The organism is Pseudomonas sp. S31, from assembly GCF_016648105.1.
In the GTDB taxonomy this organism is placed as follows: Bacteria; Pseudomonadota; Gammaproteobacteria; order Pseudomonadales; family Pseudomonadaceae; genus Aquipseudomonas.
Map to the genome: position 1 here is coordinate 51,817 of NZ_JACVVE010000022.1, position 11,349 is coordinate 63,165.

Below are 11,349 nucleotides of genomic sequence, written 5' to 3' on the forward strand. Positions count from 1 at the left end.
TTCACCTTGAAAGACTGCCGTCATGATAGCGCAAGCAGTTGTACGATCACATACGCCCCGCGTGCTATTTCCGGGCGTTGCCGGCCATCCTTGCGTGCATAACGGCAAACTGCTGGCCCCCGATATTGGGAAGCGAAGGCAAACTCCGTTTTCCATCAGTAGCTTAGGACAGCAACATGCGAGTACTTCTAGCAACGATCGCCGGAACCGTACTGGCCATATCCGCCTGCGCCGCGCAGGCCAAGGCACTTAGCCAGAACGATCGCCAGGTGTGTGGATGGGGCTCGCAGATCGCCGCCGAGGCGCAACAAGCCAAGCTGTCCGGCGTCACGCTGTACGCTACGCGGAAAAAACTGCAGGTGCGCAGGTTCGCCAAGCCGTGGATGCGCATGACCGCTTTCGGCATCACCGAGCAGACCTACAACAGCCGTTCCCGGCTCAAGCCTGCGGCCATCAAGCAGACCTACTTCGAGCAGTGCGTGCAGCACGCCGTAGCGAAGAGATAAACGATATTTATCAGTAGGTTATGAAGAACTCATAACCTACTTTATAAGAAGCTGTCTCAGCAGCCGCTGAGCTTCGCAGGTGCGCGCTCACCGGCAAAGAACAGCGGCCGCAGGCGCACACCAATCACGTTGCCGGCGTAGGCCGCCACCAACCACAGCCAGCCATGCACGCTGCCCGAGGCGATACCGCTGAAATACGCGCCGATGTTGCAACCATAGGCCAGGCGCGAACCATAGCCGAGCAACAGGCCACCGATCACCGCAGCGATCAGCGACGGCAACGGGATCTTCAGGCTTGGCGCGAAGCGCCCGGCCAGGCCCGCAGCGAGCAGGGCGCCAAGGACGATGCCCAGGTCCATGACCGTGGTCACGTCCTGCCACAGCGGCGAGGCCAACGCCTTGGCATTGGCCGGGGCCTGCCAGAACACCCAGCTGCCCACGTCGATGCCCAGGCCCTGGAGGGTCTTGGCGCCCCACAGGGCGAATGCCGAGGTGATGCCCCAGGGGCGCCCCGCCAGTGCCAGGGTCGCGTAGTTCAGCAGCGCCAGGGCGATCGCACCCCACAGCAGCGGCCAAGGCCCGCGCAGGAAACGGCGCAGCCCCTGGTGTTCGCTGCTGACCGGTGCTTCCAGGGCGCCGTGGCGACGCTTCTCGAGCACCACGGTGGCCCAGGCGATGAGTGCGAACACTGCGACGCTCACCAGCAACGCCGGACCCACTCCCCAGGCCTGGACGATCGAGGTCGGCGCCAGCGACGGCAGCGCGAACCACCAGTCGGCATGGTGGGTCGCGGTCACCGAGCCGATGATGAAGAACAGCAACGTCACCAACATCCGCGCGTTGCCACCGCCCACGGTGAACAGCGTGCCCGACGCACAGCCACCGCCCAACTGCATGCCGATGCCGAAGATGAACGCACCGAACACCACCGACACGCCGGCAGGGGCCACCAGGCCGGTGACCGGGTTGCCGAACAGGCTGCCGGCCGACAGGGCCGGGAAGAACAACAGCACGGCCAGGGTCAGCATGACCATCTGCGCTCGCAGGCCAGCGCCCCGGCGTTCGTTGATGAACACCCGCCATGCCGAGGTGAAGCCGAACGCCGCATGGTACAGGGTAAGCCCCAGGGCGGCGCCGACCAGCAGCAACAGCACCTGCTTGAAGCCGGCGTTGAGGTTGAGGAACCAGGCGCCTGCCAACAGCAGGGCCAGGGCGATCATCGGCGCGCCCAGGCGGCGCGGTTCGGGTGTGGCGGTTGCGGAAAGACCCATCGGAATACTCGGATAACTGTCAAACGGAGCGCGAGTATACCGCCATGGGCCGATCAATGCTGCGCTGGGTTGGGCATCGGGCCCCGACGCCGGCATGCCGGCGACAAAGCACCTGCTGCGCAGCTCCTCGCTCAAGTCAGCGGGAGGTCTCGACGCGCAGCACCTCGGTGTAGATCGCATCCACCGTCTGGCCGACCTTGAGGTTCTTCATCCGCTCCTGCAAGTCGGGGTTCTCGACCTTGACCACCTGCACCTTGCCTTGCGGCGGCAACAGGGTCACTTCGTGCTTGTCGAGGTCGATCTTCTCGACTTTCGAGGTCACCCGTACCTGGCGAAACGCTTCACCGCCGGGGTTGGGATTGTCGGCGGTGGCGCGGATGGTGCCCTGCTCGGCGCTGGCCTTGGGTGCGCCACCGACGTTGCTGTTGAGCACATAGGCCACGGCACGGGTGACGTAGATGTCGACATTGTCACCGACCTTGAGGTTGGGCAGCGACTTGGCGTTTTCCGAAAGCTGGAAGGTGACGTCCTTGTCGTGGGCCCCCTTCACTGTCACCTGGCGAGTGGCCAGGTCAATGGCCGTGACCTGGGTCTGGATATGGCTTTCCAGCGCCTCGGCGCCGATCGGAATTTCGTTGGCCTGCACGCTGGAACTGGCAGCGCCGACCAAGGTGGCGAGGGCAATGGCATGAGCGAGTGAGCGAATTGGATTCATAGGCCTGCTTCCATGTGATCAAGACCGGATTGGCGCGTGAACCTTTCACGCGCCGCTCCTTCACGATAGCCGGACTTATCGATTACGCGTCACTCGCCACACGGTATTGGCCAGATCGTCGGCAATGATCAACGCACCGCGTGGGTCGACCGTCACCCCGACCGGACGGCCGCGGGTCTTGCCATCCTCGCCCCTGAACCCGGTGGCGAAGTCGACCGGTTCACCCGCTGGCTTGCCATCGCTGAACGGCACGAAGATCACCTTGTAGCCCACCGGGTTCGGCCGGTTCCAGCTGCCGTGCTCGCCGACGAAGGCGCCATTGGCGAACTGCGTGCCCATGGCCGGGAGCGAGAAGCTCACCCCAAGCGCGGCCACGTGCGAGCCCAAGCTGTAGTCGGGCTTGATGGCCGAGGCCACCTTGTCGGGATTCTGCGGCTTGACCCGCTCATCGACGTTCTGCCCCCAGTAGCTGTACGGCCAGCCGTAGAACGCGCCTTCGCGTACCGAGGTCAGGTAGTCCGGCACCAAGTCCGGGCCCAGTTCGTCGCGCTCGTTGACCACTGCCCACAGCTGCCCGTTGCCCGGCTGGATCGCCAGCGCCGTCGGGTTGCGCAGGCCGGTCGCATAGGGCCGGTGGGCACCGGTCTGGGCGTCGATCTGCCAGACCATGGCGCGGTCGGCCTCGACTTCCATGCCGCGTTCGGTGATGTTGCTGTTGGAGCCGATGCCCACGTACAGGTAGCGGCCGTCAGGGCTGATCGCCAGGGACTTGGTCCAGTGGTGGTTGATCTCGGCAGGCAGCGAAGTCACCACGGTCGGCGCACCGCCGGCCTTGGTCTGGCCTTCCTGGTAGTCGAAGCGCACCAGCGCGTCCTGGTTGGCCACGTACAGCTTGCCGTCGGCGAATGCCAGGCCATAGGGGGCGTTGAGGTTTTCGGCGAAGACGCTCTGGGTCTCGTACTTGCCGTCGCCATCGGCGTCGCGCAACAAGGTCAGGCGGTTGCCGCCCTTGACCTGGGTATTGCCCTTGGCCTTGATCTGGCTGGCGATCACGTCCTTGGGCTTGAGCTTGGCGGCATTGCCACCACGGCCTTCGGCCACGAGGATATCGCCATTGGGCAGTACCAGGGTCTGGCGCGGGATCTTCAGGTCGGTGGCGATCGCAGTGATGCTGAACCCCTCCGGCACCGTAGGCTTCTGCTCGCCCCATTGGGTCGGTTCGGCGATCTTCATGCTCGGCAGCAGGCCACGCTCGGGCGCCGGTAGTTTGGGATCGGGGCCGCGGGCTTGGGTGGGCTCGCCATCGCTGCCGCATGCGCTCACCAGCAGGGCCATGCTCAACAGGGTCAACGCAGCTGTAGGCTTCATGCGGCACCTCCGTTACGCAGATTGCTCATGCCGATCCAGGCAGCGATGCAGGCGAGCACGCTGACGATCACCGACAGCACCAGGCCCGAGGGCATGACCGCCCAGGCGTCCTTGGCGTGTTCGAAGGCATTGATCAGGCCCAGGATCCAGGTCACCACCAGCAACAGCAGGTAGACCGTCGGCCGCCCTCCCTTGCGCTCGGCCCGCACCAGGGTGGCCAGGGCGAACAATATCGCCAGCCCACAGCACAACAAGGCACCGGCGATCAGCCAGGAAGCGAAGTTGGCCCACTGGATCTGGTAGCTCTGGTAGTAGGCGATATCGCTCAGCAACGCCCCGAGAAACAGCGGGACCGAGCCGCCCAGCAGGATCGCGTGCAACGGGCTGGGCGTGCATCGATAGAGGGTTTGGTCTGGTGTGGTCACGGCGCCTCCTTATCATTCAGTGACCCGGTGCCGATGAGCGAGCGCGGTGCCCGGTCCATCAGGCTTGCGCGGGGTGCGCCTAGGAAAAGATAGCCTGTGTTGCCGATAGTTCCGGTTTATCGGGATGTGGCGGTGTGATAAGCGCCAAGCGAAGCGTATTATCCTGTGGCGAAGCACGGGAGACGCACATGAACACATTGGTATTGCAGCCCTACGCCCGCTTGGCATTGGCTGCTCTGCTCGGCCTGGGCCTGATGATGACGGGAGGTTGTTCGAGCAAATCCAAGCAGGCCCGCTATGCCACGCTGGGCTCGAACTGCTACGCCAAGGCCGTACCGCGAAGCGGCGAAGGCGGCCTGGCCTGGGGCAACACCCTGAGCATTGCCCGGCAGAAGTCGCTGAACAACTGCATTCGCTACGCCAGCCGCTCGGGCGGCACGCCAGACACCTGCCAGGTGGTCGTGGCCGAGTGCAAACGCTGATCAGCTAAACGCCACGGCGCGCTGGCGACAACCACCAGCGCGCGAACGGCAAGAGCGACTGGGACCACTCTGCCCTGGTTTTATCGAACTGCCCGAGCCCGCGCTGCGTGCAGCTTCTTGTAGCTCTCGATCAGACGCAGGTGGCGATCGAGGCCTTCGAGCTTCATGCTGGTCGGGGTCAGGCCGTGGAAGCGCACGCTGCCATCCACCGAGCCCAGCGCCGCGTCCATGCGCGCGTCACCGAACATGCGGCGGAAGTTGGTCTCGTAGTCGGCCATTTCCAGCTCGTCGTCCAGCATCACCTCCAGCACCACGTTCAAGGCTTGATAGAACAGGCCGCGCTCGACGGTGTTGTCGTTGAACTGGAGGAACGCCTCGACCAGTTCCTTGGCTTCGTCCAGGCGCTGCACGGCCAGGCAGATCAGCAGCTTGAGCTCGAGCAGGGTCAACTGGCCCCACACCGTGTTCTCGTCGAACTCGACCCCGATCAGCGTGGTGATGGTGGTGTAGTCATCCACATCGCAGTTGTCCAGGCGCTTGAGCAGCAGCTTGAGGCTGCGGCTGTCGAGGCTGTGCAGGTTGAGGATGTCGGCACGGAAACCCAGGGCGCGGTTGGTGTTGTCCCAGATCAGGTCCTCGACCGGGTAGATCTCCGAATAGCCCGGCACCAGGATCCGGCAGGCGTTGGCGCCCAGATCGTCGTACACCGCCATGTACGCTTCCTTGCCCATGGCCTCTAGGATGGCGAACAGCGTCGCAGCTTCCTGGACGTTGGAGTCCTCACCATGGCCGGAGAAGTCCCACTCGACGAATTCGAAATCGGCCTTGGCGCTGAAGAAGCGCCACGACACCACGCCACTGGAGTCGATGAAATGCTCGACGAAGTTGTTCGGCTCGGTCAGCGCATGGCTCTCGAAGGTCGGTTGCGGCAGGTCGTTCAGGCCCTCGAAGCTGCGGCCCTGGAGCAGCTCGGTGAGGCTGCGCTCCAGCGCCACCTCGAAGCTTGGGTGAGCGCCGAACGAGGCGAACACGCCACCGGTGCGCGGGTTCATCAGGGTCACGCACATCACCGGGAATTCACCGCCCAGCGAGGCATCCTTGACCAGCACCGGGAAGCCTTGCTCCTCCAGCCCCTGGATGCCGGCGAGAATGCCGGGGTACTTGGCCAGCACCTCCTGCGGCACGTCCGGCAGGGCCAGTTCGCCTTCGAGGATCTCGCGCTTCACCGCCCGCTCGAAGATTTCCGACAGGCACTGCACCTGCGCTTCGGCCAAGGTGTTGCCGGCGCTCATGCCGTTGCTCAGGTACAGGTTCTCGATCAGGTTGGACGGGAAGTACACCACCTCGCCGTCCGACTGGCGCACGAACGGCAGCGAGCAGATACCACGGGCCTTGCTGCCCGAGTTGGTGTCGTAAAGGTGCGAGCCGCGCAGCTCGCCGTCAGGGTTGTAGATCTCGAGGGTGTACGGGTCGAGGATCTCGGCGGGCAGCGCGTCCTTGGCGCCTGGCTTGAACCATTGCTCGTTGGGATAGTGGACGAACTCGGCGTTGGCGATGTCCTCGCCCCAGAACTGGTCGTTGTAGAAGAAGTTGCAGTTCAGCCGCTCGATGAACTCGCCCAGCGCCGAGGCCAGCGCAGCCTCCTTGGTGCTGCCCTTGCCGTTGGTGAAGCACATCGGCGACTGGGCGTCACGCACGTGCAGCGACCAGACGTTGGGCACGATGTTGCGCCACGAAGCGATCTCGATCTTAATGCCTAGCCCGGCGAGCAGGCCCGACATATTGGCGATGGTCTGCTCCAGCGGCAGGTCCTTGCCCGCGATGTAGGTGGTGCTGTCGGCCACCGGCATCAACAGGCCTTGGGCATCGGCATCGAGGTTGTCGACTTCCTCGATGATGAACTCGGGCCCGGTCTGCACCACTTTCTTCACCGTGCAACGGTCGATGGAGCGCAGGATGCCCTGGCGATCCTTCTCGGAAATGTCCTCGGGCAACTCGACCTGGATCTTGAAGATCTGGTTGTAGCGGTTCTCCGGGTCGACGATGTTGTTCTGCGACAAGCGGATGTTTTCGGTGGGGATGCCGCGGGTCTGGCAGTACAGCTTGACGAAATAAGCCGCGCACAGGGCCGACGAGGCCAGGAAGTAGTCGAACGGCCCCGGGGCCGAGCCATCGCCCTTGTAGCGGATGGGCTGGTCGGCGATCACCGTGAAATCGTCGAACTTGGCTTCGAGCCGGAGATTGTCGAGAAAATTGACCTTGATTTCCATGCGGGGATTACCGTGAGTTAAGCGTGCAGAACGAAATTGGCCGGCATTATCCGGGTTTTTGCCCGGGAAGTCCTGCTTGGCAGCGCGGGCCCTTGCGCATTCCCCCGGACTTCTTGCCCGATCCTCCGAACTTGCCAGCCCCCATCCAAGGCCCTCCGGGCCGCTGTGCTAGCGTTGATGAATTGGGGAACAACGTATTCCCCAGCCGATTGCAAACGCCATCAACCGATGATCAGCAGGTGAGCCATGGAACTACGCATCAACCAGAAGACCTATCAGGTCGAGGCCGAGGCGGATACGCCGCTGTTGTGGGTGATCCGCGACGACCTGGGGCTGACCGGTACCAAATATGGCTGCGGCCTGGCCCAGTGCGGCGCCTGCTCGGTGCTGGTGGACGGCAACGTGGTGCGCGCCTGCGTCACCCCGGTGGCCGGCGTGGTCGGGCGTGAAGTGACGACCATCGAGGCGATCGAGGACGACGCGGTGGGCAAGCGCGTGGTCGCTGCCTGGGTCGAGCACCAAGTCGCGCAATGTGGCTATTGCCAGTCGGGCCAGGTGATGGCCGCCACCGCGCTGCTCAAGCACAATGCCAAGCCCAGCACCGAGCAGATCGACGCGGCGATGGTCAACCTGTGCCGCTGCGGCACCTACAACGCCATCCATGCCGCCATGCATACGCTCGCCGAAGGGGAGAAAGCCTGATGAACTCGCCCGTCGATACCCCCGCAGACCTGCTCAAGCTGCAACTGGGCGAAACCGTCAACCTGTCGCGCAGACGCTTCCTGGCCGGCACCGCGGTCGGTGCCCTGGTACTGGGCTTCGGCCTGCCCCTGGGCTCGGCGCGGGTACAAGCGGCGGCAGCCGCTGCGCCCGAGCGCGGCACGCAAGTGCCGGCTTTTCTGGAAATTCGCCCGGACGGCAAAGTTCGCCTGCTGAGCCCGTTCATGGAGGGCGGCCAAGGCCCCTTCACCGCCATGGCGCAGATCGTCGGTGAGGAGCTGGACGTCGATCCGGTCAACTTCCTGGTCGACAGCGCGCCGCCTGGGGAAGCCTACGTGGTCATGGAAAACGGCATGCGCATCACCGGCGGCAGCATGTCGGTGCGCATGAGCTACCCGACCATGCGCCGCCTCGGCGCCCTGGCTCGGGCCATGCTGATGCAGGCCGCAGCCGAGCGACTGGGTGTGCCGGTCGGCGAGCTGTCCACCGAGCCCGGCAAGGTCCTGCATGCGGCTTCTGGCCGCTCGCTGAGCTACGGCGAACTGGCCGGCCGTGCCATGGACTTGCCAGTGCCCGACCCGGCCAGCGTCAAGCTCCGCGACCCCAGTCAGTTCCGCTGGATCGGCAAGCCGGTCCGGCGCCTGGACGCCCATGACAAGTCGACCGGCAAGGCCGTGTACTGCATCGACATCAAGGTGCCGGACATGCTCCATGCCGCCGTGCAGCATGCGCCACGTCTTGGCATGACGGTGGACAAGCTGCGCAACGAGGACCAGGTCAAGGCCATGCCCGGCGTGCATTCGCTGCACACGTTGCCAGGCGCGGTGGCCGTGGTCGCCGAACGTTGGTGGCACGCCAAGCGCGCGGTCGAAGCCTTGCAGGTCGACTGGCTGGAGCCAAAGGCCGATAGCCAGGTGCGGCCAATGCCGGCGGATTTTTCCAGCGACGGCTGGCGCGACCACCTCGCCGCCGCTCACGCTAACGGCACCGCACGCGACGAGGAGAACCAAGGCGATGTAGCCGCAGCCCTGGCCAGTGCCAAGACCCAGATCGAGGCCAGCTACCACAATCAGTACCTGAACCATGCCCAGCTGGAGCCGCCTTCCGCCCTCGCCCGCTTCAACCCGGACGGCACCCTGGAGGTCTGGCTGCCCAACCAGGCCCCGGACATGTTCCGCGACGACATCGCCAAACGCACCGGTCTTGCGACCGAGCAGATCCACCTGCATTCGCCGCTGCTGGGCGGGTTCTTCGGCCGCCACTTCCTCTACGACTCGGCCAACCCCTACCCGCAGGCCATCGCCCTGGCCAAGGCCGTGGGCCGTCCGGTGAAGTTGATCTGGAGCCGTGAAGAAGAATTCCTGCGCGACGTGTTGCGCCCGGTCGCGGTGGTGAAATTCCGCGCCGGGCTCGACGCCGACGGCTGGCCCGTTGCGATCGAAGCGGTGAGCGCTACCGAAGGCCCTACCGAAGCCCTGGCAGGCAAGCAAGGCGACAAGATCGACCCGACCGCCCTCGAAGGGCTGTCGGGCAAGGCCTACGCCATCGCCAACAAGCGCATAGCCCAGATCTACGTCAAGGGCCCGGCGATGCTCGGCTACTGGCGCTCGGTGGGCAACTCGCTGAACGACTTCTTCTATGAATCGTTCCTCGACGAACTGGCCGACAAGGGCGGCAAGGACCCGCTCGGGTTGCGCCGGCACCTGCTGCGCGACAATACGCGGCTGACCAACCTGCTCGATGCGGTGCTTGAATTGTCCGGTGGTTGGAAACGCGGGCCGTTCACCGCCGAAGATGGCAGCAAGCGCGCCCGCGGTATCGCCATGGCCTCGCCGTTCGGCTCGGAAGCGGCGGCGATCGCCGAAGTGTCGATCGAAAACGGCCAGGTCAAGGTGCACGACATCTGGCAGGCCATCGACCCCGGCAGCATCGTCAACCCCGCGATCATCGAGCACCAGGTCAACGGCGCGGTGGCCCTGGGCCTGTCGCAGACACTGCTCGAGGAAGCGGTGTACGTCGACGGCAAGCCACGGGCGCGCAACTACGACCTGTACCCGATCCTGCCGCCCTCGCGCATGGCCCGGGTGCATGTGCGTATCGTCGAGAGCGGGGCGAAGATGGGCGGCATCGGCGAACCACCGCTGCCCGCCGTGGCACCGGCGGTGGCCAATGCCGTGGCCCAGCTCACCGGCCAGCGCGTGCGCAGCCTGCCCCTGAGCCGCCATACCTTCAGTTGACCGGACAAGGAACGCCCATGCCTCATCGTCGATTCGCAAGAACCGCAGGCTGGTTGGCCCTGCCGTGCCTGGTAGCGGCTGGCCTGCTGGCCTGGTACGTCACCCGCGAGCCTGCCACGCCGTTTGCCGGGCAAACTTCACAAGGCTTCGACGCGGCGTTAGTCGAGCGCGGCGAGTACGTCGCCCGCCTGAGCGATTGCGTCGCCTGCCACAGCCTGCCAGACGGCAAGCCATTCGCCGGCGGCCTGGAAATGGCCACGCCGCTGGGCGCCATTCACGCCACCAACATCACCCCGGACAAGGCCACCGGTATCGGCACCTACAGCCTGGCCGACTTCGACCGCGCAGTGCGCCAGGGGGTAGCACCCGGTGGACGGCGGCTGTACCCGGCCATGCCCTACCCCTCCTACGCCAAGCTCAGCGATGACGACGTGCGCGCGTTGTACGCGTTCTTCATGCAGGGTGTGCAGCCGGCCGAACAGGCGAACATCCCCAGCAGCATTCCCTGGCCGCTGAACCTGCGCTGGCCGATCGCGCTATGGAATGGCCTGTTCGCCGCCGACACCCCCTACGCAGAGAAGCCCAGCCAGGACCCGCTGTGGAACCGTGGCGCCTACATCGTCCAGGGCCCTGGCCATTGCGGCAGCTGCCACACCCCACGCGGCCTGGCGTTCAACGAGAAGGCCCTGGACGAGCATGGCGGCGCCTATCTGGCCGGCGCCCTGCTCGACGGCTGGTACGCGCCGAGCCTGCGCAACGATCACAACACAGGGCTAGGCCGCTGGAGCGAAGCCGAGATCGCCCAGTTCCTCAAGACCGGGCGCAACCGCCACGCGGTGGTATTCGGCTCGATGACCGAGGCGTTCAACAACTCCACCCAGTTCATGAGCGACCAGGACCTGACCGCCATCGCCCGCTACCTCAAGTCGCTACCGGGCGATGCCGGGCGTGACGGCGCGCCCTGGCAGTACCAGGCCGCCAGCATCGACGATGCTCCCGGCGCCCACACCTACGCCACCCGCTGTGCCTCCTGCCACGGCCTGGACGGCAAGGGGCAGGCACCCTGGATGCCGCCGCTGGCCGGTGCCACCTCGGCCCTGGCCAAGGAAAACGCCTCGGCGATCAACATCACCCTCAATGGCTCGCAGCGCGTGGTCGCCGCTGGCCGGCCCGACGCCTACCGCATGCCAGCCTTCCGCGAGCAGTTGTCGGACCAGGACATCGCCGAAGTGCTGAGCTACATGCGCAGCACCTGGGGCAACCACGGCGCAGCCGTCGACGCCCAGGCGGTCGGCAAGCTGCGCGGGCACACAGACCCGGCCAGCAGCAGCCCGATCATCCTGCACATGCGATGA

The 11,349-nt window shown here is 65.3% G+C and carries 10 protein-coding genes; 5 read left to right on the forward strand and 5 right to left on the reverse strand.

What is annotated here, in order from left to right; genetic code table 11:
• Positions 1–176 precede the first annotated feature (176 nt).
• Complete coding sequence (locus IAE37_RS16895) at positions 177–506, forward strand: hypothetical protein (protein WP_201175372.1); 330 nt, start codon at positions 177–179, stop codon at positions 504–506.
• Positions 507–562: 56 nt separating this feature from the next.
• Here the strand turns inward: IAE37_RS16895 and IAE37_RS16900 are convergent, their stop codons facing one another.
• The 4 genes from IAE37_RS16900 to IAE37_RS16915 form a co-directional block, all read right to left on the reverse strand.
• Entirely contained in the window at positions 563–1,777 is a 1,215-nt protein-coding gene (locus IAE37_RS16900; RefSeq protein ID WP_201175373.1) for a YeeE/YedE family protein, read from the reverse strand.
• 136 nt (positions 1,778–1,913) lie between these two features.
• Positions 1,914–2,492, reverse strand: a complete 579-nt coding sequence (locus IAE37_RS16905; protein ID WP_201175374.1) for a hypothetical protein — start codon at positions 2,490–2,492, stop codon at positions 1,914–1,916.
• 75 nt (positions 2,493–2,567) lie between these two features.
• Positions 2,568–3,860 carry a PQQ-dependent sugar dehydrogenase gene (locus IAE37_RS16910; RefSeq protein ID WP_201175375.1) on the reverse strand — a complete coding sequence of 431 codons (1,293 nt, stop codon included), beginning with the start codon at positions 3,858–3,860 and terminating at the stop codon, positions 2,568–2,570.
• Positions 3,857–4,285 (reverse strand): DUF2231 domain-containing protein, encoded by a 429-nt coding sequence (locus tag IAE37_RS16915; protein WP_201175376.1) that lies wholly within the window; start codon positions 4,283–4,285, stop codon positions 3,857–3,859. The genes IAE37_RS16910 and IAE37_RS16915 overlap by 4 nt, the downstream gene beginning before the upstream one ends.
• Positions 4,286–4,473: 188 nt before the next feature.
• Here IAE37_RS16915 and IAE37_RS16920 point away from each other — a divergent pair, with 188 nt between their 5' ends.
• A complete protein-coding gene (locus IAE37_RS16920) occupies positions 4,474–4,767 on the forward strand; it encodes a hypothetical protein (RefSeq protein ID WP_201175378.1) in 294 nt (97 codons plus the stop codon).
• An 80-nt stretch (positions 4,768–4,847) separates the two neighbouring features.
• Here the strand turns inward: IAE37_RS16920 and IAE37_RS16925 are convergent, their stop codons facing one another.
• On the reverse strand, positions 4,848–7,037 hold the full coding sequence (locus IAE37_RS16925; RefSeq protein WP_201175380.1) for an OsmC domain/YcaO domain-containing protein: 2,190 nt from the start codon (positions 7,035–7,037) through the stop codon (positions 4,848–4,850).
• 246 nt (positions 7,038–7,283) lie between these two features.
• On the opposite strand from IAE37_RS16925, the gene IAE37_RS16930 reads away from it, so the two are divergent.
• From IAE37_RS16930 to IAE37_RS16940, 3 genes are read left to right on the forward strand one after another with little or no spacing between them, the layout of a single operon-like run.
• Positions 7,284–7,739, forward strand: a complete 456-nt coding sequence (locus IAE37_RS16930) for a (2Fe-2S)-binding protein (RefSeq protein WP_201175382.1) — start codon at positions 7,284–7,286, stop codon at positions 7,737–7,739.
• Complete coding sequence (locus IAE37_RS16935; RefSeq protein ID WP_201175385.1) at positions 7,739–9,994, forward strand: xanthine dehydrogenase family protein molybdopterin-binding subunit; 2,256 nt, start codon at positions 7,739–7,741, stop codon at positions 9,992–9,994. Before IAE37_RS16930 ends, IAE37_RS16935 begins: the two co-directional genes overlap by 1 nt.
• Before the next feature lie 17 nt (positions 9,995–10,011).
• The gene (locus tag IAE37_RS16940) at positions 10,012–11,349 is read left to right on the forward strand and encodes a c-type cytochrome (protein ID WP_201175387.1); all 1,338 of its coding nucleotides are present in this window, start codon (positions 10,012–10,014) and stop codon (positions 11,347–11,349) included.